The organism is Methylobacterium oryzae, assembly GCF_021398735.1.
Lineage (GTDB): Bacteria > Pseudomonadota > Alphaproteobacteria > Rhizobiales > Beijerinckiaceae > Methylobacterium.
This window is the reverse complement of record NZ_CP090349.1, coordinates 293,140-316,684: the sequence shown is the minus strand read 5'-3', so window position 1 is coordinate 316,684 and position 23,545 is coordinate 293,140. Positions and strand designations below refer to the sequence as shown.

The 23,545-nt window shown below is 72.6% G+C and carries 23 protein-coding genes; 14 read left to right on the top strand and 9 right to left on the bottom strand.

Features of this window, described 5'->3' with window-relative positions:
* The first annotated feature begins 31 nt into the window (after window positions 1–31).
* The 3 genes from LXM90_RS01555 (at window position 32) to LXM90_RS01545 (ending at window position 3,984) form a co-directional block, all read left to right on the top strand.
* Window positions 32–1,603: an ABC transporter substrate-binding protein gene (locus LXM90_RS01555; protein WP_026605074.1), complete on the top strand. Its 1,572-nt coding sequence runs from the start codon at window positions 32–34 to the stop codon at window positions 1,601–1,603.
* Window positions 1,604–2,104: 501 nt separating this feature from the next.
* Entirely contained in the window at window positions 2,105–3,427 is a 1,323-nt protein-coding gene (locus tag LXM90_RS01550; RefSeq protein WP_020094092.1) for an MFS transporter, read from the top strand.
* 143 nt (window positions 3,428–3,570) lie between these two features.
* Window positions 3,571–3,984: a VOC family protein gene (locus LXM90_RS01545; RefSeq protein WP_020094093.1), complete on the top strand. Its 414-nt coding sequence runs from the start codon at window positions 3,571–3,573 to the stop codon at window positions 3,982–3,984.
* Between the two features lie 149 nt (window positions 3,985–4,133).
* On the opposite strand, the gene LXM90_RS01540 is transcribed toward LXM90_RS01545, so the two are convergent.
* Window positions 4,134–4,970, bottom strand: a complete 837-nt coding sequence (locus LXM90_RS01540; protein ID WP_205833912.1) for an outer membrane protein — start codon at window positions 4,968–4,970, stop codon at window positions 4,134–4,136.
* A 371-nt stretch (window positions 4,971–5,341) separates the two neighbouring features.
* Between LXM90_RS01540 and LXM90_RS01535 the strand changes: the two genes are divergently transcribed.
* The 4 genes from LXM90_RS01535 (at window position 5,342) to LXM90_RS01520 (ending at window position 7,268) form a co-directional block, all read left to right on the top strand.
* A complete protein-coding gene (locus LXM90_RS01535) occupies window positions 5,342–5,836 on the top strand; it encodes a GAF domain-containing protein (RefSeq protein ID WP_026605482.1) in 495 nt (164 codons plus the stop codon).
* A 114-nt stretch (window positions 5,837–5,950) separates the two neighbouring features.
* The gene (locus LXM90_RS01530) at window positions 5,951–6,100 is read left to right on the top strand and encodes a hypothetical protein (protein WP_020096531.1); all 150 of its coding nucleotides are present in this window, start codon (window positions 5,951–5,953) and stop codon (window positions 6,098–6,100) included.
* Between the two features lie 145 nt (window positions 6,101–6,245).
* On the top strand, window positions 6,246–6,470 hold the full coding sequence (locus LXM90_RS01525) for a hypothetical protein (RefSeq protein WP_020096530.1): 225 nt from the start codon (window positions 6,246–6,248) through the stop codon (window positions 6,468–6,470).
* A 339-nt stretch (window positions 6,471–6,809) separates the two neighbouring features.
* Window positions 6,810–7,268, top strand: a complete 459-nt coding sequence (locus tag LXM90_RS01520) for a MucR family transcriptional regulator (protein ID WP_020096529.1) — start codon at window positions 6,810–6,812, stop codon at window positions 7,266–7,268.
* Between the two features lie 76 nt (window positions 7,269–7,344).
* Here LXM90_RS01520 and LXM90_RS01515 read toward each other — a convergent pair whose 3' ends face one another.
* Window positions 7,345–7,602: a hypothetical protein gene (locus tag LXM90_RS01515; RefSeq protein WP_020096528.1), complete on the bottom strand. Its 258-nt coding sequence runs from the start codon at window positions 7,600–7,602 to the stop codon at window positions 7,345–7,347.
* A gap of 122 nt (window positions 7,603–7,724) precedes the next feature.
* On the opposite strand from LXM90_RS01515, the gene LXM90_RS01510 reads away from it, so the two are divergent.
* Together LXM90_RS01510 and LXM90_RS01505 are read left to right on the top strand one after the other, a co-directional pair.
* Window positions 7,725–7,973 carry a DUF6894 family protein gene (locus tag LXM90_RS01510; protein ID WP_020096527.1) on the top strand — a complete coding sequence of 83 codons (249 nt, stop codon included), beginning with the start codon at window positions 7,725–7,727 and terminating at the stop codon, window positions 7,971–7,973.
* A 29-nt stretch (window positions 7,974–8,002) separates the two neighbouring features.
* Window positions 8,003–8,281, top strand: a complete 279-nt coding sequence (locus tag LXM90_RS01505) for a hypothetical protein (RefSeq protein ID WP_026605481.1) — start codon at window positions 8,003–8,005, stop codon at window positions 8,279–8,281.
* A 10-nt stretch (window positions 8,282–8,291) separates the two neighbouring features.
* Here the strand turns inward: LXM90_RS01505 and LXM90_RS31870 are convergent, their stop codons facing one another.
* Window positions 8,292–8,420, bottom strand: coding sequence for a hypothetical protein (locus LXM90_RS31870; RefSeq protein ID WP_020096525.1), 129 nt, complete (start codon window positions 8,418–8,420; stop codon window positions 8,292–8,294).
* Between the two features lie 204 nt (window positions 8,421–8,624).
* Here LXM90_RS31870 and LXM90_RS01500 point away from each other — a divergent pair, with 204 nt between their 5' ends.
* The 3 genes from LXM90_RS01500 (at window position 8,625) to LXM90_RS01490 (ending at window position 11,201) form a co-directional block, all read left to right on the top strand.
* Window positions 8,625–9,167, top strand: coding sequence for a DUF3016 domain-containing protein (locus LXM90_RS01500; RefSeq protein WP_020096524.1), 543 nt, complete (start codon window positions 8,625–8,627; stop codon window positions 9,165–9,167).
* Window positions 9,168–9,348: 181 nt separating this feature from the next.
* Window positions 9,349–10,839 carry a sensor histidine kinase gene (locus LXM90_RS01495; protein ID WP_020096523.1) on the top strand — a complete coding sequence of 497 codons (1,491 nt, stop codon included), beginning with the start codon at window positions 9,349–9,351 and terminating at the stop codon, window positions 10,837–10,839.
* The gene (locus LXM90_RS01490) at window positions 10,836–11,201 is read left to right on the top strand and encodes a response regulator (protein WP_042672258.1); all 366 of its coding nucleotides are present in this window, start codon (window positions 10,836–10,838) and stop codon (window positions 11,199–11,201) included. Before LXM90_RS01495 ends, LXM90_RS01490 begins: the two co-directional genes overlap by 4 nt.
* A 103-nt stretch (window positions 11,202–11,304) precedes the next feature.
* Here the strand turns inward: LXM90_RS01490 and LXM90_RS01485 are convergent, their stop codons facing one another.
* A complete protein-coding gene (locus LXM90_RS01485) occupies window positions 11,305–11,502 on the bottom strand; it encodes a hypothetical protein (protein WP_020096521.1) in 198 nt (65 codons plus the stop codon).
* Window positions 11,503–11,547: 45 nt separating this feature from the next.
* Entirely contained in the window at window positions 11,548–16,131 is a 4,584-nt protein-coding gene (locus LXM90_RS31865) for a S8 family serine peptidase (protein WP_267965780.1), read from the bottom strand.
* Window positions 16,132–16,510: 379 nt separating this feature from the next.
* Between LXM90_RS31865 and LXM90_RS01460 the strand changes: the two genes are divergently transcribed.
* Window positions 16,511–17,566 (top strand): helix-turn-helix domain-containing protein, encoded by a 1,056-nt coding sequence (locus tag LXM90_RS01460; protein ID WP_020096007.1) that lies wholly within the window; start codon window positions 16,511–16,513, stop codon window positions 17,564–17,566.
* A 1-nt stretch (window position 17,567) separates the two neighbouring features.
* Window positions 17,568–18,743: a transporter substrate-binding domain-containing protein gene (locus tag LXM90_RS01455; protein ID WP_234081598.1), complete on the top strand. Its 1,176-nt coding sequence runs from the start codon at window positions 17,568–17,570 to the stop codon at window positions 18,741–18,743.
* Here the strand turns inward: LXM90_RS01455 and LXM90_RS01450 are convergent, their stop codons facing one another.
* The 4 genes from LXM90_RS01450 to LXM90_RS01435 all read right to left on the bottom strand — a co-directional run bounded on the left by LXM90_RS01450 (window position 18,744) and on the right by LXM90_RS01435 (window position 23,472).
* Window positions 18,744–20,117: an LLM class flavin-dependent oxidoreductase gene (locus LXM90_RS01450; RefSeq protein WP_020096009.1), complete on the bottom strand. Its 1,374-nt coding sequence runs from the start codon at window positions 20,115–20,117 to the stop codon at window positions 18,744–18,746.
* Complete coding sequence (locus tag LXM90_RS01445; RefSeq protein WP_234081597.1) at window positions 20,117–21,355, bottom strand: SfnB family sulfur acquisition oxidoreductase; 1,239 nt, start codon at window positions 21,353–21,355, stop codon at window positions 20,117–20,119. The genes LXM90_RS01450 and LXM90_RS01445 overlap by 1 nt, the downstream gene beginning before the upstream one ends.
* Window positions 21,356–21,365: 10 nt before the next feature.
* Window positions 21,366–22,610 carry an SfnB family sulfur acquisition oxidoreductase gene (locus tag LXM90_RS01440; protein ID WP_234081595.1) on the bottom strand — a complete coding sequence of 415 codons (1,245 nt, stop codon included), beginning with the start codon at window positions 22,608–22,610 and terminating at the stop codon, window positions 21,366–21,368.
* Window positions 22,611–22,818: 208 nt separating this feature from the next.
* A complete protein-coding gene (locus LXM90_RS01435) occupies window positions 22,819–23,472 on the bottom strand; it encodes a methionine ABC transporter permease (protein WP_234081594.1) in 654 nt (217 codons plus the stop codon).
* Window positions 23,473–23,545 lie beyond the last annotated feature (73 nt).

Sequence of the window (23,545 nt, the reverse complement as noted above, 5' to 3'; positions counted from 1 at the left end):
GAGCGGGATTGCAACGCTCGGGCGAGTCGGCATGCTGAACAGACGATCCTTCATGGCCCTGTCGGGGGCCGCCCTCGCGACCCCGGCGCTGGCGCAGGGCAGTGCCGCCCGGACGCTCAAGTTCATCCCGCAGGCCGATCTGACGGTGCTCGATCCGATCTGGACGACCGCCTACGTCACCCGGAATCACGGGCTCGCCGTCTTCGACACGCTCTACGGCACCGATGCCGCCTACGCCGCCCAGCCGCAGATGGTGGCGGGCCACACGGTGGAGAACGACGGCACGCTGTGGCGCCTCACCCTGCGGCCCGGGCTGACCTTCCACGACGGCAGCCCGGTCCTGGCCCGCGACTGCGTGGCGAGCGTCGCGCGCTGGGGCAAGCGCGACGCCATGGGCCAGACGCTCATGGCCTACACGGACGAGCTCTCGGCCCCGGATGACCGGACGATCCAGTTCCGCCTGAAGAAGCCCTTCGCGCTCCTGCCGGACGCGCTGGGCAAGGTCGGCTCCTCGATCTGCGCGATCATGCCGGAGCGTCTCGCCAAGACCGACCCGTTCACGCAGGTGACCGAGATGGTCGGCAGCGGCCCGTTCCGCTTCAAGGCGGACGAGCGCGTGGTCGGCGCCCGGGTGGTCTACGAGCGCTTTGCCGGCTACGTCCCCCGCGAGGGCGGCGAGCCGCAATGGACCTCGGGCCCGAAGCGCGTCCACGTCGACCGGGTCGAGTGGAACGTCATCCCCGATCAGGCGACCGCCGCCTCGGCCATGCAGACGGGCGAGATGGACTGGTGGGAGCAGCCGCCGGCCGACCTCGTGCCCACCCTCCGCGGGCTGACGACGCGGATCACCGACCCGACCGGCCTGATCGGCTGCCTGCGAATGAACCAGCTCCAGCCGCCCTTCGACAATCCGGCGATTCGGCAGGTGCTGCTGAAGGTCGTCGACCAGACCGACTTCATGCAGGCGGTGACCGGCACCGATCCCAAGCTGATCCACGTGCCGACCGGCTTCTTCTGCCCGGGCCTGCCCATGGCGAGCGACGTCGGCCTCGACGCCCTGACCAGCAAGCGCGACTACGCGGGCGCCAAGGCGGCGCTGGCGGCGGCCGGCTACAAGGGCGAGAAGGTGGTGCTGATGGGCGCCTCGGACTTCCCGAGCCTGAAGGCGCTCGCCGACGTGGCGGCCGACATGCTCACGCGCGCCGGCTTCAACGTCGACTATCAGGTCATGGACTGGGGCTCGGTGGTGCAGCGGCGCGCCAAGAAGGAGCCGGTCGCCCAGGGCGGCTGGAGCGCCTTCTGCACCTTCTGGGCGGGGCTCGACCAGGCGAATCCCGCGGTCAGCGCCTTCCTGCGCGGGACCGGACAGAGCGCCGCGATCGGCTGGCCCACCAGCGCGAGGATCGAGGCGCTGCGGGACCAGTGGCTGGACGCCCCGGACACCGCCGCCCGCAAGCGGCTCGCGGGCGAGCTCCAGCAGCAGGCCTTCGCCGACCTGCCCTACCTGCCCCTCGGGCAGTACTTCAACCAGACCTCGTACAAGCCGTCCCTGACCGGCGTCCTCGACGGCGTGCCGGTGTTCTGGAACGTCAAGAAGGGCTGAGGGCGACCGCCGGAGGCGGCGCGGGCGGTCGGGATCCGCCCGCGCCGCCCGTCTCCGCGCGCGGCCAGGCGATCCAGCGGCGCCACGCCGGCAGATGGCGGGCTGCCCTGGGTGGCCTCGTCGCGCGCGAAGACGAGGGCCACCCCGAGCGTCGCGGGAGCCCGCCCGGTATCCGGTCCGGCGCTCGTCGACGGCCTCTCCGACCGTATCCGGACGGTCGCGGACGCCGTTTCCCCTCGACAGATCCGCCCCGTTGAAGCCCGGCGGCGCTTCCCAGCCGCGGCGGCCGCGGGTTAAGCAGGGTCGGCACAGGTCACAACCCAGAGATGACCGGCCCGCGAGGAAGCCCGAGACGCCGCGCCTGCCCGCCGCCCGCGCGGCGGCGCCCGGCGCCGTCCCGCCCCGCGCGGACCCGGCCGTGACTCGGAGACGTGACCTGGATCGACCCGGACCCCCGCGGGGGCCGGCCTGACCCCACGACACGCCGCGAGGATAGGCCCGATGACAGGCTCCCCGGACGAGGCCGCCCTGGAACGCTCGGCGATGCGCAGGATCGGCTGGCGGCTCGTGCCGTTCCTGATCCTCGCCTACTTCGTCTCCTTCCTGGACCGCGTGAATGTCGGCTTCGCGGCGATCCAGATGAACCACGATGTCGGCCTCTCGGCGACCGTGTTCGGCTGGGGCGCCGGCATCTTCTTCCTCGGCTACTTCCTGATGGAGATCCCCAGCAACCTGATGCTGGAGCGCTTCGGGGCGCGGCTGTGGATCGCCCGGATCATGGCGACCTGGGGGCTCATCTCCGCCGCCATGGCCCTGGTGCAGGGGCCGTGGTCGTTCATCGGCCTGCGCTTCCTGCTGGGGCTCGCCGAGGCCGGCTTCTTCCCCGGCGTGATCCTCTACCTCACCTACTGGTTCCCCTCCGCCTACCGGGCGCGGATCATCGGGGTCTTCATGATCTCGATCCCGATCTCGTCGTTCCTGGGCTCGCCGATCTCCGGCGCGCTACTCAACGTGACGGGGTTCGGCCTCGCCGGCTGGCAGTGGCTGTTCATCCTCGAGGGCCTGCCGGCGGTGTTCCTGGCCGTCGCGGTCCTGTGGCTCCTGCCGGACGGCCCGCGGGACGCGGCGTGGCTGCCGGCGGCCGAGCGGGACTGGCTGGAGCGGCAGCTCCGGGCCGAGGCGGCGCGCAACACCCGCAGCGGCCAGCCCGCGAAGCCGCCGCTCTGGGACATCCTGCGCGACCGGCGGCTCGCCCTCTTCGCCGCGATCTATTTCGGCTCGACGGCGAGCAGCTACGGGCTGTCGTTCTGGACGCCGCAGATCGTCAAGAGCTTCGGTCTCGGCAACGTCGAGACCGGGCTCCTGAACAGCATCCCGTACGGCTTCGCGTCCCTGGCGATGGTCCTCTGGGGCCGGCACAGCGACCGGACCGCCGAGCGGCGCTGGCACCTCGCGCTCTCGTTCCTGATCCTGGCGCTGGGGCTCGCGGGCGGCACGGTCCTGTCGGGGCTCGGCCCGGTCGTGGCGGCGCTGACGATCGCCGCCATGGGCGTCTACATGCTCAAGGGCCCGTTCTGGGCGCTCGCGACCGAGCAGATGCCGCCCGCCACCGCGGCGGCGAGCATCGCGGCCATCAACGCGGTCGGCAATCTCGGCGGCTTCCTCGGCCCCTACCTGATCGGCGCGATCAAGGACGGGACCGGCAGCTTCACTCTGAGCCTCCTGCCGCTCGTGGTCTTCGCCCTGCTCTCGGCCGCCCTGTCGCTGGTGCCGGGCCGCGCCCCGCGCCCCGACTCGGGCGCGCCGCGGCCGTCGGCCGTCTGAGCCCGCGGCGAACCGAGTCCGGGACCGGCCGGTTGGCCCGGTGCGGCCGCCGCCCGGCGCTGCGCCGGCCCGGACTGGACCGGCCCGGACCGGACCGGACGGAGTCCCGCGGGCCGTGACCGCGCCGCCGCCAGGAGATCGCCGTGCCCGAGCTCAACGCCATCCTGGAGACGGCGCTGTACGTCGCGGACCTCGACCGCGCCGAGGCCTTCTATCGCGACACGATGGGGTTGCGCTGCCTCTTCACCGACTTCCGCATGCGCGCCTTCGACGTCGGCGGCCGCGGCGTCCTCCTGCTCTTTCCGGAGGGCGGGTCTCTGCAGCCGATCGAGACGCCGGGCGGTCTCATACCGCCCCATGACGGCCGCGGCCCGGCCCATATCGCGTTCTCGATCGACGCCGACGCCCTCGCGCCCTGGGAGGACCATCTCGCGGCCGCCGGCGTGGCCGTCGAGGGGCGCACCCGCTGGCCGCGGGGCGGCGTCAGCGTCTACTTCCGCGACCCGGACGGACACCTGCTCGAGCTGGCCACACCCGGCCTCTGGAAGGGCTACTGAGGCGGCGCCGGTCCGAGTCTGGTCGGTGTTCTGGCCTCCTGAACGGCGAAGGGGCCGCCTCCTTTGGGAAGCGGCCCCTTCGCGTGTCGTGTCGGGTCGGGTGCGACGGTCGGGATGCGAGCGTCGCATCCGACCGTCGCTGGTCGGTCTCAGTAGGAGCCGAACTTGTAGTTCAGGCCGGCGCGGACGACGGCGAACTCGTCGGAGCGGCGACCGATGCCGCTGTAGACGACCGGGAAGTTGTTGGCGGCGTTGATGACGAACGCGCCCTGGTTGCGGGTGTTGCGGTCGAGGTTGACGTACAGGCCTTCGACCTTGAGCGTCACGGCCGAGGAGCGGAAGAAGTTCAGGAACGAGTCGGTGGGCAGGGCGTACTCGATGCCGCCGCCGACGGCCCAGCCGGTGCGGAAGCTGTCGTTGCCGGCATAGCCGCCGAAGGAGCGGTCGGCGCTGCCCGAGCCGTAGGCGAAGCCGCCGGTGCCGTACACGAGGGTGCGGTCGAAGGCGTAGCCGAGGCGACCGCGGACGGTGCCGAAGAAGTCGAGGCTGGAGAGGCCGCGCGGGTCGGTGACGTAGTAGCCGGGGGCCAGCGCGCCGGAGACGAAGGCGTTGTTCCGGTTACGGCCGAAGTCGAGGTACTGGGCGTCGGCCTCGACACCGATCACGAGGCCGGAGCCGGGGGTGATCTGCCAGTTGTAGCCGATCTGGCCACCGCCGGAGAAGCCGTCCTGGCTGCGGTTGCGGAAGGAGGCGACGGTGCCGGGGGCGGCGTAGGGGAAGGGGACGGCGAAGGTGTTGCCGGTATTGCGGTCGCTGGCGTCGAAGGCGTAGCCGGCGTTGATACCGAAGTAGGCGCCGGTCCAGGTGAAGACCGGGACGGGGGTGAACACCGGCGGCGGGGCGGCGCGGCGCGGCAGGTCGGCGGCCGAGGCGGCGCCGGTCAGGAGAGCCGTGGCGGCGCTCGCGAGCAGAAGCTTCTTGATCATCTGGTCCTCTGTCTCCCGTTGGACGGGATGTGTGCGGGGCGGACAGGACGTCAGGATGTGCGGGCGCGATAGTGCATTGTTGCAACAGCGCCGGCGGGGGTCCGGAGCCGGTGGACCGAAAGGTGCGCTGGAGCACATCATCGCGGCGTCGTGATCCGGTGTCGCGGAACTATTTCGCGACTTCTGTCGCGGAGGTCCGCCGCGACGACCAATATGCGCACGCTGCGACCGCACATCTCCGCGCGCCCGATTCCGTCGGCGAAACGCTTGATCCAGGTTGTTGCCCACCGCGCCGGTGCCCGACAAACTTGTACAGCGGCACCGCATGGGGCGTTGCCCGATCGATCGGAGTGCTCGCGGCCGCGTCCCACATGGATGAACTCTCCCTGGATCCCGCCTCGGGTCTGGTTCGGGCCGCCCACCGCCTGGCGACCGCCCGGTCCCTGGAGGACACGGTCGCGATCCTGCGCGAGACCGCGCGGGAGATCGCGGGCTCCGACGGGATCGCGGTGGTTCTGCGCGAGGGCGACGCCTCCTTCTACGCCGCCGAGGACGCCATCGAGCCGCTGTGGCGCGGTCGCAGGTTCCCGCTGACGGCGTGCATCTCGGGCCGCGCGATGCTCGACGACGCGACCATCGTGATCCCGGACATCGAGTGCGATCCCCGGGTGCCGCTCGCCCTCTACCGCCTGACCTCGATGCGCAGCCTCGTGATGGTTCCGATCGGCTCGCCCGAGCCCGTCGCCGCACTGGGCGCCTACTGGTGCGCCTCGGTCATCCCGGACGACGCGACGGTCCGCCGGCTCGAGGATCTGGCCCGGCACGCGGCCGCCGCCCTGGCGCGGCCGCGCCCGGCGGGATCGTGACGGTCGCGGCCGTGCGGGTCCGCGGCCGCAGGATCCCGTTCCGGCCGGGATCGATCGGCCGTCCCGGCCGTTCCCCGCCCTCAGGCCCCCGCACGGAAGACCCAGACCCGCCACATGAAGCGCCTCACCCTCATCGGCATCTTCATCGTCCTGCTGCTCGCCATCGTGGCGATCGCGGCCACGTGGTCGAAGGTCACGCCCGTCAATCCGGCGGTCGCGCCGGACACGTCCGCGACGCCCAACCCCACCGGCGAGCGGAAATGAGGCCGCGCTGACGCATCGCCCGGTACGCCGGTCCTGATCGGGGACGGGGCCGGACCGCCCGGTCCCGGCGACCGCGCCGGCCGCGCGGGGAACATGCGGCGACCTCCCGCCTTGGCCCTACACGAAGGACCGCAGGGAGGGACGGATGGGACAGGATGTCGACGCCGCACGCGAGGCCCTGGGGACGGTCCCGCCGGGCCGGCCGGCAGCCCCGGAGAAGCGGGCCGACCCGGCGGCCGGCGGCAGCGGTCCCCACGCCCCGGGCCCCGTTGATCCCGGCTCCGACGCGGCGCCGGAGAGCGGCGGCTACGACACCCGACCGCCCGCGCCGCAGCCCGACAACCGGAAGGGCGGGTACGGCGCCGGCTGAGGCGCGCGAACCCCCTTCATCCGTCCATCGCCCTCAAGGCGCGGCGCTTTGCCTGTGCCGGGGCGCGCGGGTCACCCGTCGAAGTCGCCTGCGGGCGCGCGGGGTCGCTGATCGGCGTCGTTCGAGGCTGTCGCGCGGTCAGCTGGGTCACCCCCGTCCGGACGCGCCGAGATCCTCTGCGGTCGATGCGGACGTGCAACGAACGGCGCACCCGTCGGCCTCCGCACGGCGCGAGAAAATCTAGAGATATTCATCGAGTCTTCGTTCTATATTTACGCTGTTTAAACCCTTGCCGCGCCCAAACCGTGGGAACGTAAATCGCTCGCTGGAAGTCCGATCATGAATGAGACCTTCGATGAGACATCCAACACCTTGGCCGTGATGACCGCCGAGCTTGTGGCCGCCTACGTGTCGAACAATCCGGTGCCGGCCGCGGAGCTGCCGGCCCTGATCGCACGGGTGCACGGCGCGATCAGCGGACTCGTCGCCGGGACGCCGGCGGCGCAGGCCGGCGCGGCCCCGCAGGCCGAGGTCGAGAAGCCGAGCGCGGCCCAGATCCGCAAGTCGGTCCGGCACGACGGGATCGTCAGCTTCATCGACGGCAAGCTCTACAAGACGCTGAAGCGCCACTTGGCCAGCCACGGCCTGGATCCGCGCAGCTACCGCGACAGCTACGGCCTGCCGACCGACTATCCGATGGTCGCCCCCGGTTACGCCGAGCAGCGCTCCGCCCTCGCCAAGGCGATCGGCCTGGGCCAGCCCGGCGCCATGGCGCGGCGCGGCGGCACGGACCACTGATCCCCGACAGGCGCGTCGCCGCCCGGGCGGCGAGACCGCCGGCTGCCCGGCCGACCGCGCGGTCATCGCCGGGCGGTCAACCCTCCGGGCCGGCGCGGCGCTTCTCCCGGACCCCGCCCGCCCCGGTGCGGCCGCGGGCGTAGCCCAGCGATATCAGCCCGCCCTGCCGGGCGAGGCGCCGCTCCAGCGCGTCGAGATCGACCAGAGCGTCCGCGATGGCCGCGACGAGCGCGGCCCACGCGTCACCCTTCGCCGCCCTGTGATAGGCCACGGCGATCGTCTCGGCCTCCCTGAGACGAATCTCCGCAGGGGCCGCCTCGGGATCTGGGTGCATCGCCGTCCGAATCCGTATAGAACATATCACGAACAAAGCGCATCGGCGCGGTGGGTTCAACCGCGGATGCGCCCCGTTCCCGGATCGCGGTGGAGTGCTGTGGATTGATCGAGGGAAGCTCAATGCCGACGCGGCTTTACCGCTTCCACTGCACGGACGGCCACGAGCTGGTGACCGACTTGCGCGGCAGCCGGTTTCCGAACGCGGCGCAGGTGCGGGCCCACGCCGATCGTGTCGCGCTCGCGCTGATGGAGCGGGTCGTGGAGCGGTTCGACTGGTCGGGCTGGCAGGTCGAGGTCTACGACGCCAAGGGCCGCCGGGTCTGGATCCGGGCCTTCCCGGATGTGTGCGTCGACAGGCGGGCCGCCTGAGACGGGTGGCCGAGCAGAAGGAGAAGCAGATGGCGTTCAAGCCGAGATCCGCCGCCGAGACCAAGGCGCGCGACCTGGGTCTGGCCCTGGCCCGGATCGCCGAGGACGCGGGCACGCCGGCCCATATCGGCGTCGACCGCTTGCGGCGCGCGAGTCCCCGGCTGACCCCGCTGGCAGTGGGTCAGATGGTGCGCCGGGAGCGGGACACCGTCGAGGCGACCCTGGCCGAGCGCGGTCTGGCGCTCGTCGACTATTCCGATCAGGGGCCGGGTCGCGGGATGGAATTCGTCATCGACGCGGCGGCCTGAGCGGCGCGGGTCAGGCCGCCGCCGGGCGGCTCCGCAGCAGGCGGCCGACCAGGCGGAACGGCAGGAGCGGCAGCTTGATCAGCGCCGTGACCACCAGCACCGCCACGACGGTGAGAAGCGCGAGAACAGAGTTCATCATGCGCGTCGGACTCCCATGACCGGCTCGCCCCTCGGGCCGGGAGCGCTACGAGGCGCCCGGATCACGGCGAGACTATGGACGGTCGGGCGCCATTCGGTCGCAGCCGGACATCCGAGCGGGGCACTGGATACCGGGCCCCGTTCGGGCGGTTCTTCCCGGCAGGCCTGCCCCGGTCAGGCCGCCACACGCGGAGAGGAGTTCGGTATGCGCACGCGTCTCGCCGGAAGATCGGCCGCGCTCGCGGCCGCGGCCGCGCTCTCGGTGATCGGGTCGTCCGCGGCCCCCGCCCGGGCACAGCCGGCGGCACAGGCGCAGGTGGCCGTGCGCTACGCCGCGCCGGAGCGGTTCACCGATGCCGAGAACCGCTTCGGCTCCGGGCAGCCGCTCCGGGTCACCCTGGCCGAGCTGACCCGGATCTTCACGGATCTCGGCACGGCGCGGCTCCGCCCCGACGAGCGTCTCGACATCACGGTGCTCGACGTCGATCTGGCGGGCTTCGACCGGCCCGGCTTCGCGACCCCGACCGGCCTGCGGGTCGTGACGGACGCCACGCCGCCGCGGATCCGCCTCGCCTACAGCCTGCGTCGCGGCGGCCGCACCGTGTCACAGGGCGCGGACACGGTGACGGACATCAACTTCCTGCTGACGTCCAATCCCCGCTTCTCCACCGGCGGCCTCTACTACGAGCGGCAGATCCTGCGCGACTGGTTCGCCCGGCGCTTCCCGGAGCCCGCGGGCCGCGGCTAGAACCCGTCTGCCGGCCCGACGACGCGACCGGGCCGGAGCCGGCGGCGCCCCTACCGGGCAGAGGAGCGGTGTAGTAGCGTCGGCGTGACCCGCACGCCGGGCCGGCCGACCCGACCGGTCGCGGACCGGGCTTCCACCCTCTGCGCTCGCCCGAGCCGGAGTCTCACGAGTCGGTCACCGCATGAGCGAGGCCCGCATCTTCTCGGCCGGCTGCAGCGAGCTCGCCGACCTCGTCCGGAGCTTCGACTGGGCGAGGACGCCGCTGGGTCCCATCGCCGACTGGCCGCAGAGCCTGGTCTTCGCGGTCAGCACGCTGCTGCAATCGCCGGTGCCGATCGTGCTGCTCTGGGGCGAGGACGGCATCATGATCTACAACGACGCCTATTCGGGCTTCGCGGGCGGCCGCCATCCCGAGCTCCTCGGCTCGAAGGTGCGCGAGGGCTGGCCGGAGGTCGCCGACTTCAACGACAACGTCATGCGCGTCGGCCTCGCCGGCGGGACGCTGTCGTACAAGGACCAGCAACTGACCCTGCACCGCTACGGCCGGCCCGAGCCGGTCTGGATGAATCTCGACTACTCGCCGGTCTTCGGGGAGGACGGGCGCCCGGCCGGGGTCATCGCCATCGTGGTCGAGAGCACCGAGCGGGTTCTGGCCGAGCGCCGCCTGCGCGCGAGCGAGGAGCTGTTCCGCACCCTCGCCCAGGGCATCCCCCAGCTCGTCTGGCGCGCCGCGATCGACGGGGCCTGCATCTGGTCGAGCCCGCAATGGCACGCCTATACCGGGCAGACCGACGCGACGAGCCTGGGCTGGGGCTGGCTGGCGGCGGTCCATCCGGACGATGAGGCGGTCGCCGCGGCCGCGTGGCGCGACGCGCCGGTAAGCGGCCACCTCTCCTTCGAGCACCGGCTCCGCAACGCCGCCGAGGACCGGTTCTGCTGGTTCCAGACCCGCGCCGCGCCGGTCCGCGACGCGCAGGGCCGGATCGTCGAGTGGCTCGGCACCTCGACCGACATCGACGATCTGCGCCAGCTCCAGGAGCGGCAGCAGGTCATGGTCGCCGAGCTGCAGCACCGGACCCGGAACCTCCTCGGCGTCGTGCGCTCCATCGCCAAGCAGACCATGGCCCAGACCGGGCCCGGCGAGACGTTCCGGCAGCGGTTCAACGATCGCCTGTCCGCCCTCTCGCGGGTCCAGGGCCTCCTCTCGCGCTCCGATCAGGAACCGATCACGCTCCGCTCCCTGATCGAGACGGAACTCGCCGCCCTCGACGCCCCGGCCATGCCGGCGCGCATCCGGCTGCACGGGCCCGTGGTGCGGCTGCGCAAGGCGACGGTGCAGACCTTCGCGCTGGCCCTGCACGAGCTCGCCACCAACGCGCTGAAATACGGCGCGCTCACCACCGCGCAGGGACGCCTGAGCGTGACGTGGCGGACCTACCGGGCGGACGACGGCGGCGGCCGGCTGCTGGTGGAATGGGTGGAGGAGGGTCTCGTTCGCGGACCGGAGCTGGCGGACGCGGCGCCGCGGGGCGGCTACGGTCGGGAATTGATCGAGCACGCCCTACCCTACGCCCTGAAGGCGACGACCAGCTACGAACTCGGCGCCACGGCGCTACATTGCTCGATCAACATCCCGCTCCCCGAGGGAGAAGCCGCAGGCAACCCCGCATGACCTCGAAACCACGCGCGCTGGCCGGCAGGCGGGTCCTGCTCGTCGAGGACGACTACTTCATCGCCGTCGATCTCAAGTCCGGCTTCGAGGAAGGCGGCGCCCAGGTGCTGGGTCCGGTCGCGAGCGTCGGCGAGGCGCTGGCGCTGATCGCCGGCACGACCGAGATCGACGCCGCGGTCCTCGACATCAACCTGCAGGACGAGCTGGTCTATCCGGTGGCCGACGCGCTGCACGCGCGCGGTGTGCCCTTCCTGTTCGCGACCGGCTACGATCCGGTCGCCGTGCCCTCGCTCCACGGCGCCGTCGCTCTCTGCCAGAAGCCGATCGACCCGCAGGTCGTGGCGCGGGCGCTGTTCGGCTGACGTTTCCCGGCTGTCGGTGGCGCGAGCCGCGGCGGCGCGGCGGATGTTTCCTGTGAAACATCCGCGCGGGCATCGATTCCCGCGCTGCTGCGGGCGCCGCGCGTCAGCGGTCCCCGAAGAGGCGCGCGATCGCGCCGGCGGCCAGCCACAGGCCTCTCAGGAGCCACCAGACCAGCCGGCCCGCCTGGACCAGCAGCTCGACGGCTTCGAGACCGTCGAGCACGCGCCGGAAGAAGCCGCGCCGGCGGGCTGCCGGTGCGGGCTCGGGCGGTGGCTTATCCGGGCCGTCTCTCCCGCGCATGCGCGCCTCCGGACCACGGCGCCGGCCAAGTAAAGGCGGCGCCCCTCACCACGCGGCCTGGAGGCCGGCGGTGAACACCTGGGCGGTGGCGCCCGGGCGGACGTCGCCGGTATAGCCCACCGACAGCCGCACGCCCTCGGCGACCCCCCCCGTCAGGCTCACCCCCAGAACCGCGCCGTCCCGGCCCAGCGCGCTCGTCCGGCCCGCGAACCCCGCCCCGAACAGGCTCGAGCGAACCACCGCCGCCGTGTCGGCCAGCTCGTGCGCCCAGTACGCCCGACCCTCAAGGCGCAGGTCCGGAATGCCCGCCACCGCCCAGCTCGTCACCCGCCCGCCGACCAGGCTGCGCGCCGCGTCGAGGTCGGCCACCGCGAAGCCCTGCCCGCCGAAGCCCTGCCCGACCAGACCGCCCCGCTCGGACACACGGCCCCGCGTCAGCCGGTCGTAGCTGAAGCCCACCTCCGGCACGACCTCGACCGGCAGGCCGGTCGCCAGCGCGTAGCCGGCAAAGCCCGACACCCCGCCGTTCCAGCCCGACGACAGCCCGGACGCCTGCGACACCGCCGCGCCCAGCGCCACCGTCTGGTCCACCCGACCGTCCGCGTACGACACGCCCGCCGTGCCCCGCAGGATCACCGCGCCCAGCCGCGTGCTCGCGTACAGCGTCCCGCCGTAGCTGTCGGTGGTGAACCGACCCAGCCCCGCGCCCCGCGACGTGCCGCCCGCGCGCAGGTAGCTGAACGCACCGCCCACCTGCGTGTCCGCCCCGACCTGGCGGTCGACGCCCATCAGCAGCCCGCCCGCGTCGAACCCGGCGCCCGCCGCCGCCCGGTCGCCCGCGCGCGCGCCGAACCCGTACAGCGCGTCGGCCCAGACCCGGCCCTCGCCCACCGCAAGCGGCGCCGCCGCCGCCCCGGCACCGCCGCGCACCTGCAGCGCCGTGCGGTTCGGGCCCGGGCCCGGATCGCCCGCGCTGAACGCGCCCGCGCCCCCGCCCAGCCCGCGCTGGTGCCGGTCGATCGTGTCGGAGAGCAGACGGCGCGCGGCGAGGTCGGTCATCACCGCGTCGCCGTAGCTCTGGCCCGACAGGCTCGCCAGGCCGCCCGGCAGCGTCGCCGGGCCGGCCGCGTAGAGCGGGTCGAACACCCGCGCCCGCGCCGCGTCCGGCCGCGTGCCGGCGGCCGGGCGGGCGAGGTCGAGGGCCGCGCCCACGGCCCGGGCGTTGCCGGTCTGGGCGAGGCCGAGGCCTGCGAGGTTGCCGTAGGCGGCCGGCGTGACCACGAGGTCGAGGCCGGTGGCGGCGTAGAGCGCGTCGAGGCGCGTGCCCGCCGGCAGGCCCGCCGCCGGCTGGGCGAGCCCGCTGAACGAGCCCGACAGCCCGGCCTGCGCGGTGAGCACGCCGAAGCGCTGGCCGAGCGCGGGGGTGAAGCTGTTCGTGGCGTTGCCGGTGATGCCGCGAAGCTCCGGCACCAGGGTGCCGTTGGCCGAGACCGTGCCGGTCGGGCCGAGCGCCAGGAGGCGGGCGTAGCTGCCCGCGCCGGTGCCGGTGCCCGGTCCGTCGATGTCGAGGCCGAGGCTGCTGCCGGGGGCGAACGCCACCGGGCCGAGCACGGTGAGCGTGCCGGGGGAGTTGCCCGGCCGCAGGGCGCCCGCGACCGTGACCGGGGCCGCGACGGTGCCGATGCCGCGCAGGGTGCCATTGGCCGCGACCGTGACCGGCGAGGTCCAGAGGCCGTTGAGGGAGAGCGTGCCGGCCTGGATTGTGGTCGGGCCGGAGAAGAGGCCGGGGCCGGTGAGCAGGAGCGTGCCGGGGCCGGCCTTGGTCAGGCTGGTCGGGCTCGCGGTCTCCAGGATGGCGCCGGCATAGGTGGAGGCGGCCGCACTGGAGACCGTGAGGGCGCCGTTGCCCAGGACGGCGGAGGCCGGGCCGGCGAGGTCGGTGAGCGTGAGGGCGGTGCCGCCGAGGTCGAGGGCGCCGGTGTTGGTCAGGCCGGTGAGCCCGGCGAGCGGGCCGGTGATCTGCACGAGGCCGGTGTTGGTGAGCGTGCCGTTGAACTGCCCGGACAGGCGGGCGACGCCGGTGTTGGTCAGGTCGGCGGTGAGGGTGCCGTCGCTGGCGACGAGGCCGGCGTTGCTGAGGCCGCCGGAGGCGGTGAGGCTGGCGCTCTGGGCGACGGCGACGAGGCCGGCATTGGCGAGGGGGCCGGCGAGGCTGTAGCTGCCGCCCGTGGTGACGGCGAGCGTCGCGCCGGCGGCGTTGGCGAAGGGGCCGCTGCTGGCCACGGATCCGGCGACGGCGAGCAGGCCGGCATTGTTGGCGATGGCGCCGTCGATGCGGCCGGCGCTGGCGAGCACGGTGCCGGCATTGGTCAGGCCGCCGCTGATCGTGCCGCTGGTGGCGAGGAGGCCGGTGTTGGCGACGCCGCCGCCGATGGCGCCGCTGTTGCTCAGGATGCCGCTGCTGATGACGCCGCCGGCGATCGCGCCGGTGTTGAGGGCGGTGCCGGTGTTGGTCAGCCCGCCCGCGAGGGTGCCGGCGTTGATCAGGCTGCCGCTGTTGGTCGCGCCGCCGCCGACGGTGCCGGTGTTGAGGGCCAGACCGGCATTGGCCAGCCCGCCCGCGACGGTGCCGGTGTTGAGGGCCAGACCGGCATTGGCGAGGCCGCCCGTGATGGTGCCGCTGTTGGCGAGGACGCCGAAGTTGCCGACGTTGCCGGAGACGAGGCCGGCATTGAGGAAGCTCGCCGCCGAGCCGACGAGAACGGGCGCGGTGAGGCTGCCGGTGGCGGTCAGGGCCAGGGTGCCGGTGCCGACCAGGGCGCCGCCCGTGAACGTGTTGGCGGCCGAGAGCACGGCGGTGCCGGGGCCGGTCTTGACGAGCACGCCCGGCTGGCTGCCGTCGTCGATCGGCCCCGCGAAGGTGGCGGTGCCGAGGTCGATCTGCAGGGTGCCGGGGCCGGCCAGCGTGATCGGGCGGGCGGTGGCGAAGCCGTCGGCCAGGACCTCGAGGGTGCCGCCGCCGAGGGTCAGGCCGGTGCCGGCGGCGCCGAGATTGGCGTCGCGGGAGACGGCCAGGGTACCGCCGAGGACGGCGGTGCCGCCGGCATAGGTGTTGGTACCGGCGAGTTCGAGTGTGCCGAGACCAACCTTGATCAGACCGCCGACGCCCGAGATGTCGTTGGCGAAGCGGCCGTAATAGGCTTGGCCATTGTAGGTGGTGTTGACCGTCCAAGTGGAGGTGAACTGACCCGGGCCGTCGATGGCCTTGCCGAGGTTGAGCAGGCCCCAGCCGTAGATGGCGTTCGGGGCGTTGGCGGGCCCGTCACCGAGATGGGTGGCGGTTGTGAACATGGTCTGGGCGATCTGCGGCGCCGTCAGGAACGGGAACGCCTGACGCAATACGGCCGCAGCACCGGCCACGTGCGGCGCGGCCATTGAGGTGCCTTGCAGAGGCCCATAGTTTGAACCATTGAGAATTTTATTGTTGTTGGCGTCGAAGCCGCTGTAGCCCTGTCCGACCTGCACGGTTGAATAGATATTGACGCCCGGTGCCGCGATGCACCACGCTGCCGTAACACCGCACCAGTTGCTGAAATTGGCGATCTTCTTGTTTTCGTTGACTGCGACTACTGAAACGATAAAGCCGTCCAGCTTCGAAAAATCAATTTTGCTTTGGTCGACGGGGCCGGTCGGCGCATAGTCGGGGCTGGGATCGCCATTAGGGTCAGTCCCGTAGGTGGTATAAAATTGGTAGAGACCGCTATTCGCATTCGCTGGCTTGATGAATGGATAGAATGCGGCGCCGCTCGGGTTTTGAGTTACATCGGGTTGACTTCTTCGATCGTTGCCTGCGGCAAAGACCATGAGCATGTCTGACTGTGCGGCCCCAAGAAGCGCACTGGCCTCTCTTTCATCTGATATCTCGAATTCTTGAATTGACATTCTTCTATAGTTAGGATTTAAAAATCCATCGACGATCGGAGAAGAGGTCGTCGGTCCATAACTGCCATTCAAGACCCGGGCGCCGCTTTGAGTTGCTGCCTCCACTGCAGAGATTGTATTGCGTAAATTGAATAACGCCAATATCTTGCTGTCGAAACCGACCCCCATCATCCCGACGCCATCACGGGCAGCCGCAACTGTACCAGCCACATGGGTTCCATGACTGGATGCAGTGTCCGTATCGAATATAAGGGTTTGATTTAGTCCGGGAATAAAATTTCTTGATTGCTGAGAGATCCGTCCTCGGAATTCTGGATTCGTGGGGTCGATCCCGGAGTCAATCACGGCAACCAATACGCCTAGACCGGTGAAGCCTCGGGCGTAAGCGGTGGCGGCATTAATCGCAGACAAGCCCCAGTCGGCTCTGTATTCGGGCGTGTCGAACTGCGCCGCGGTCAGGGGAACGCCAAAAGCATCGAACGTCGAAGGCGAGCGCGCCGGCACGGTCTGCGCCGCAACAGGTCCGAGAGCCAGCGTGAGGGTGGCGAGCGAGCTGCCGACCAGCAATCCGAGCCGTACGGGGCCGCGCCGCCGGGTTCCGGCGCGCGCGCCCCGGCTCGGATCACAGGATCCGGTCACACGCTCTACATCGCTATACTGTTGGACCACCAGACTGACCCCCGTCATGCCTGCCGCAAGCTTTGCACGGGGGTTAGGAAATGCGGCTTTAACGGACTATCACATCGCGGCCACACCCGGCGCCGCGCGCGACGTCCTGAAACGGGGATCCCCCTTTCTGGGACGGATGGAACCACACCGCCGGCTCGCGGGTCACGTTGATCGGACGTTGCGCCGGGGGCGGTCCGGTCGGGCGGCCCCCGCGTCGAATCGCACGCCGCCCGGGCAAACGACAGTGTACAGCCGCTCGGGTCGGCGGGAGACAGGAGGACTGTCCGGGTGGACGCGGCTAACGTGCGGGACGACCGGACCGCGTTGCCACGCGTCACCTTGGGACAGGCCCCCGTTCTTCATCGGTCGCGCGAACAGCAGGTGTCAGGCTCTACGTATGTCTTCCGAGGAGAGAAACCACGACCTGGACGCGGCACCGGCCGGGGGGGAGGCGCCGGGCGGCGAGATCGCCTGCCTGCGGTTCGAGCCGCCCGGGGATCCCGCGGCGCTGGGGCGGGCGTGGCAGGACCATCTCGCGCCCATCTTCGACGTGAGCTTCCGCCCGGAGACCGATCTCACCGTCCCGATCGCGATGCGCAGCTACCATCTCGGCGACCTGCTGGTCGGCGACGTGGTGGCGCCGGCCCACACCCTCGTGCGGACGCGGGAGATGATCGGCCAGCAGGGCCTCGACCACATCCTGCTCCAGTTCTACCGGCGGGGGCAGAGCCGCGTGGAGACCGAGCAGGGCACCGGCCCCGTGAACGAGGTGCAGTGCATCGTCTTCGACCTCGCCCAGCCCGTGCGCATCGTGGCGGCTGCCGTCGACGCCACGAACGTCGTGATCCCCCGCGCCCTGCTGGAGAAGCAGGGCTGCCACCCCGACGCCCTGCACGGGCGCCCCCTCGACCACGACGGCGACCCGTTCGGGCGGCTGGTCCATAATTTCGTCGCCAACGTCGTCGCCTGCGGCGACCTCCTCGACCGCCGCGAGGCCCTGGCGGCCTCGGCGGCGATCACCCAGCTCTGCGCCAGCTGGCTGCGCGGGCAGGAGGAGGGGCGCCCCTCCCAGCACCAGGACATCCGGATCCGCGTCCGCCGCCTCGTCGAGGCGGAACTCGGCAACCCGAAGCTGACGCCCGCCCTGATCGCGACCCGGCTCGGCCTGTCGCGCTCGACCCTGTACCGGCTGTTCGCCCCCAACGGCATCGTGGCGTATATCCGCGACCGCCGCCTCATGGCGGCGATGCGGATGCTCGTGCGCGACGATGCCCCCAAACCCCTGCGCATCTCGCAGGTCGCCTTCGCGGTCGGTTTCTCGGACGAGCGGACCTTCCGGCGGGCGTTCAAGCGCCGGTTCGGCTTCATCCCGAGCGACGCGTCCCAGCGCCTGGAGACCGGCCCCGAACCCGCGCCCGGCGCCGTCCTGCGCAACTGGATCGAGAGCCTCTGACGTGCCGCGCCGGTCCGCCGGCCGGCGGCGCGCCGGCGCCGCGGGCGTCCTGTCCCTCTGCCTGTGCTGCGCGGCCGCCGCGCCGCTCGCCCCGGGCCCCGTCCAGGCCGAGACCCGGGAGGCGGCGCCCGCGCTCCGCACCGGCGAGCCCGAGACGTGGCGGGTCGCGACCCATCCGGTGCCGCCCCTGGTCATGGACGAGGACGGCCGGCTGCGCGGGTTCAGCATCGATCTCTGGAACGCCATCGCGCGGGATCTCGGCGTCCGGACGGCCTACCTGCGCGTCGACGACCTGCCGGCGCTGTTCGCGGCGGTCTCGGACGGGCGCGCGGACCTCGCCATCGCGGCGGTGTCGATCACCGCGGAGCGCGAGCGGCGTTTCGACTTCTCCGTCACGATGCTGGAGACCGGCCTGCGCATCGCCGTCCGGTCGGAGTCGGACGCGACCGGCTCGGCCACCGCGCGGGCTCTCCAGGCGCTCCTGAGCGACGCCGCCTTCCTGCAGGTCCTGCTGGGGCTCGCCGCCCTGATCCTGGCGGTGGCGGCCCTGGTCTGGTGGCTCGAGCGGCGCCACCCCGGCGGCATGGCGGCGCGCTCGGGACCGGCGCGCGGCTTCGCCCACGTCGTCTGGTGGGCCCTGAGCAGCCTCGCCGCCCAGGCGGAGGAGATGCCGCGCAGCCCGCTGGCGCGGGCCGTCACGGTGCTCTGGCTGTTCACCTGCATCGCCCTGGTGGCGTGGTTCACCGCGGGCCTGACCAGCACGGCGACCGTGGAGCGCCTGCGCGGCGCGATCAACGGCCCGCAGGACCTGCCGGGCAAGCGGGTGGGCACGGTCGCCGACACGACCTCGGTCGCCTACCTGGCGGACCATTTCGCCACGCCGGTGGGCTTCGCGACCCTGGAGGAGGCCTGCGCGGCGCTGCAGGCCGGCACGGTCGCGGCGGTGGTCTACGATGCCCCCGCGCTCAGCTACTACGCGACCCGGCCCGGCCACGACGCCCTGCGCCTGGTCGGCACCGCGTTCAACCGGCAATCCTACGGCATCCTGTTCCCGGCCAACGATCCCCGGCGCAAGCGCGTCAACCAGGCCCTGCTGGGCCTGCGGGAGGACGGCCGCTACGACGAGATCTACGGCCGCTGGTTCGGCTCCGAGAGCGGCGAGTCCCAGGGGCGCTGATCAGGGCCGCCGAGGCGCGCCGCGATAGGCCTCGGCCGGGTGGCGGGCGGGCAGCCGGTCCCCTTGGCCGAACAGCTTCGCCCGCAGCGAGCCCTCGGCGTAGGCGGTCTTGTAGAGGCCGCGGTCCTGCAGTTCCGGGATCACGAGGTCGATGAAGTCCGAGAAACTCTCCGGCACGACGATCCGGCTGAGGTTGAACCCGTCGACCTCGCCCTCCGCGATCCAGGCCTGGAGTTCGTCGGCGATCGTCACGGCGTCGCCGGTGAGCACCGCGTAGCGGCCGCCGAGCTGCAACTCGGCGAGGAGGTCGCGCTTCGTCAGTCCGCGCCTGGCCGCCGCCGCGGTGGCCGACTGGATGGCGTTGCCCGGCGCGTAGGGGATCGGCTCGTCGAGGCCGTAGCGGGCGAAGTCGATCCCCGTGGAGGCGGAGAAATGCGCGAGGCCCGCCTCCGGGCTCGCGTAGGACAGGTACTCGTCGCGCTTGGCCTCGGCCTCCGCCCGGGTCCGCCCGGGGATCACCGCGAGGCCGACGAACACCTTCACGTCGTCGGGCTCCCGGCCGGCCGCGACCGCCTCGGCCCGGATGGCGCGGACGGAGTCGCGGGCGGTGGCCGGGTCGCGGGCCGAGATGAACACGCACTCGGCGTGGCGGCCCGCGAAGGCGCGGCCGCGGCCCGAGGCGCCGGCCTGGTAGAGCACCGGCGTGCGCTGGCGCGACGGCTCCGACAGGTGGTAGCCCTCGACCGCGAAGAACTCGCCCCGGTGGACGACCTTGCGGATATGGGCGGGATCGCTGAACACCCGGGCCGCCCGGTCGCGGCGCACGGCCGCGTCGTCCCAGCTGCCCTCCCAGAGCCGGTAGAGCACCTCCAGATACTCGTCGGCGTAGTCGTAGCGCCGGTCGTGCGCCGGCAACGCGCCGCCGCTCTGGCCGCGGTGGGCGCTGTCGAGGTAGCCGGTGACGACGTTCCAGCCGATCCGGCCGCCCGTCAGGTGGTCGAGGGTCGAGAGGCGCCGGGCGAAGGTGTAGGGCGCCTCCTGGTGGACGTTGATCGTCACCCCGAAGCCGAGATGCTCGGTCACCGCCGCCATGGCGGAGATCATCACGGTCGGGTCGTTGACCGGGAGCTGCACGGCCTCCCGGGCGGTCACGTCGATGCCGCCGCCGTAGACGTCGTAGACGCCGATGATGTCGGCGATGAACAGGCCGTCGAACAGGCCGCGCTCCAGGAGCTTCGCCTGCTCGGTCCAGTAGGACAGCGTGTTGTAATCGGCCGAGCGGTCGCGCGGGTGGGTCCAGAGCCCGTGGTTGATGTGGCCCGCGCAGGTCATGTTGAAGGCGTTCAGCAGGATCTGCTTCGTCGCGGCGGCCATCAGAGCGCTCCGTGCCGGGGCGGCTGCCGGCCGTCGAGGTGGTAGGCGCCGATCCAGTGGTACTTCCAGCGCACCGGATCGTGCAGGGTGTGGGTGCGGACGTCGCGCCAGTAGCGGTCGAGCGCCTCGGCCCGGTCGGTGGCCGAGGTGCCGCCGAGCTCGACGAGCTTGTTGGCCGCGAGCAGGCCGGCCCGGTGGCTCGCCGCCCGGGCCTCGGCCACCGCCACGGAGGCCGCCGCGACGCTGTCGGCGTCGGGGGCTTCCTGCGCGGCGTCCACGTAGCGGCCGGCCCGCGCCAGCAGGGCGTCGGCCGCCGCGAGGCGCACCTGGACGTCGCCCAGCGCGTGGAGGGTCAGGGGATCCTCGCTCGCCCGCGCGACCCCGGAATCGATCCACGGCCGGGCGCGGTCGCGCACGAAGGGCAAGGTCGCCGCGAAGGCGCCCGCGCCGATGCCGAGATCGATCCCGGCGTGCAGGATCTGCGCGAAGGGGCCGAGGGCGGTGGGCCGCTCCAGCGAGGCCTGGAACGGCACCACCCAGTCGGGCTCCACGGCGACGCGGTCGAACAGGACCGAGCCCGAGCCGGTGAGCCGCTGCCCGAACCCGTCCCAGTCGTCGACCAGGGTCACGCCCGGCGCGTCCCGGGGGACGAAGACGAGGTAGGCGACCGCCCGGCCGTCCTCCTCGGCATTGGCCAGGGTGGGGATGCGGTGGGCGTAGAGCGAGCCGGTGCAGTAGTCTTTGCGGCCCTCGACAGTCCAGCCGGCCGGGTCGCGCACGAGGCGGGTGCGGCGGGTGTGGTCGCGCGCGCCGGTCTCGGCGAGCGCGTTGCCGAAGCGCTCGCCCGCCAGGACGCGGCCGTAGAGGGCGCGCTTCTGGGCCTCGGTGCCGCCGTTGCGGAGCACCTCCAGGGCGTAGAAATGGTTCTGCGGGATCTGGCCGAGGGAGCCGTCCGCCGCGGCGATCCGGGCGATCACCTGGGCGACCGTGGCGCTGTCGAGGCCGGGGCCGCCGTATTCCCTCGGCACCGTGATCGCCCAGAGGCCGGATTCGGTGAAGCGCGCGATCTCGGCGACCGGCAGGCGGCGCTCCAGGTCGCGCTCGGCGGCGGCCTCGGCGAAGGCCTCCGCCAGCCGGTCGGCGACGGCGAGCGCCGCGGCGGCGTCCGGAAGGACCGGCACCGGGCGCGGCGGCGCGGGTGCCTGCGTGAAGGCGGTCTCGTGGGGCTGGAGCGGCATCGCCCGGTCCTCAGTTCCACTGGTGCCGGGCGGGCAGCACGCCGTTCAGGGCGTGGTTCCCGAGGAGGTGGTACTTCCACCGCACGGGGTCGTGCAGGGTGTGGACCCGGGCGTCGCGCCAGTACCGGCCGAGATTGTACCCGTCGCGGGTCGCCGAGGCGCCGGCGAGCTCGAGCAGCCGCTCGGAGGCCTCCAGGGCCGCCTCGGTGGTGAGGATCTTGGCCTGCGCCACCGCCACCGAGGCCTCGGCCGCGCTCTGGGCGGTGACTGGGGCCGCGGCGATCCGGTCGAGCGCCCGTCCGGCCCGGGCCAGGACCTCCTCGGCGGCGTGCAGGTCGACGGTGAGCCGCCCGACCTCGCCGAGGATGTGGGGATCCTCCGCGACGGTCTCGGCGGTGAAGGGATAGGGCCGGGTCCGGGTGCGCAGGAAGTCGAGGGCGGCGGCGGCCGCGCCCCGGGCGAGCCCGGCGTCGATCGCCGCGTGGATCAGCTGCGAGACCGGCCCGAACAGGCCCGGGCGCCCGGCCAGGGGCGCGAGGTCGATCGTCAGCTCCGCCTCGACCGGGGCCTGCGCGAAGATCACGCTGCCGCTCGCCGTGGTGCGCTGGCCGAAGCCCTGCCAGTCGTCCACCACCCGCACGCCGGGGGCGTCCCGGCGCACGAAGACCAGGAGCGGCCCGCCGTCGGGGCCGACCGCGCGCGTCGGGATCCAGTGGGCGAAGAGCGCGCCCGTCGAGTAGAAGCGCGTGCCGCTGAGCCGCGGGCCCTCCGGCCCGGCGGTCAGCCGCGTGTCCACGCCGGTGATCGCCTTGCCGTTGCGGGCGGGCCCGGCATTGCCGATCCGGTGGCCGGCGAGCACGTCCCGGTAGATCCGCGCCTGCTGGGCGGGGCTGGCGGCGGCCGCGACCAGCGCCAGGACGCCGAACTGGTTCTGGGGGATCTGCGCCGCCGAGCCGTCGGCGGCGGCGAGGATCGCGAAGACCTCCGCGAGCGTCGCGTGCGAGACCTCGGCGCCGCCGTGTTCGCGCGGCACCGTGATGCCGCCGAGCCCGCTCTCCGTGAAGGCCGCGATCTCCGCCCAGGGCAGGCGCCGGTCGCGGTCGCGCTCGGCCGCGCCCGCCGCGAAGATCCGGGCCACGGCCCGCGCGGCCGCGATCGCCTCGGCGTCCGAGCGGATCCGGTGCGGCGGCGCCGGCGGCGGCGGCAGCCGATCTTCGACCGGGTCGGTGACGGGATCGTCCAGGTGCAGGCTCATACGGTTTCCGGTTGACCGCTCGGGTTGGGAAGTCCCGCCGTCATCGCGAGCGCGGCGAAGCGACCCGGGGCCCACGCGCGGTCGGAAGACGCGGCGCGGCCTGGACGGCTTCGCTCCGCGCGCGCGGACGGCGATGTCGAGGTCGTCGACCGGGGACGACCCATGGCTGCAGGCTCCCGGTCGGATCGCCCAGATCGGGCGGTTTCGCTCAGCGGGCCCGGAGCCGCCGCACCGCGGTGTCGCCCGCGAACTGGACCGCGCACACGAGGGCGATCAGGATCGCGATCACCACCACCATCACGGTGGTGTCGAAGCGCTGGTAGCCGTACCGGATGGCGACGTCCCCGAGCCCGCCCGCGCCCACCGCGCCGGCCATCGCGGAGGCGCCGATCATCGCCACCACCGTGATGGTGAAGCCGGCCACGATGCCCGGCAGCGCCTCGGGCAGGAGCACGTGGGCGAGGATGTGCCGGCGCCGGCAGCCGATGGACTGGGCGGCCTCGATCAGGCCCACATCCACCTCCCGCAGCGAGACCTCGGCGATCCGGGCGAAGAACGGGGTCGCGCTCACCGAGAGTGGCACGATCGCCGCCCAGACGCCGATCGTGGTGCCGGCCACCAGCCGGGTGAACGGGATCAGCGCCACCAGCAGCACGATGAAGGGCACGGCCCGGAAGCCGTTGACCACGGTCCCGACCACCCGGTGGGCCGTCGGCGCAGCGAAGATGCCGCCGGGCCCGGAGGTGACGAGGAACAGCGCCAGGGGAATGCCGGCGACCACGGCGATCCCGGCCGAGACCCCGACCATGAGCGCGGTGTCGAGGAAGGCCTGCCAGAGGCGTTCGATCATCTGCGGCGACATGGCGGGCCTCCGGGTTCGGGGTGCTGGGGCGGCGGTGGAGCGGTCGGGGTATCGGGGGAGGAGCGGTCCCGCA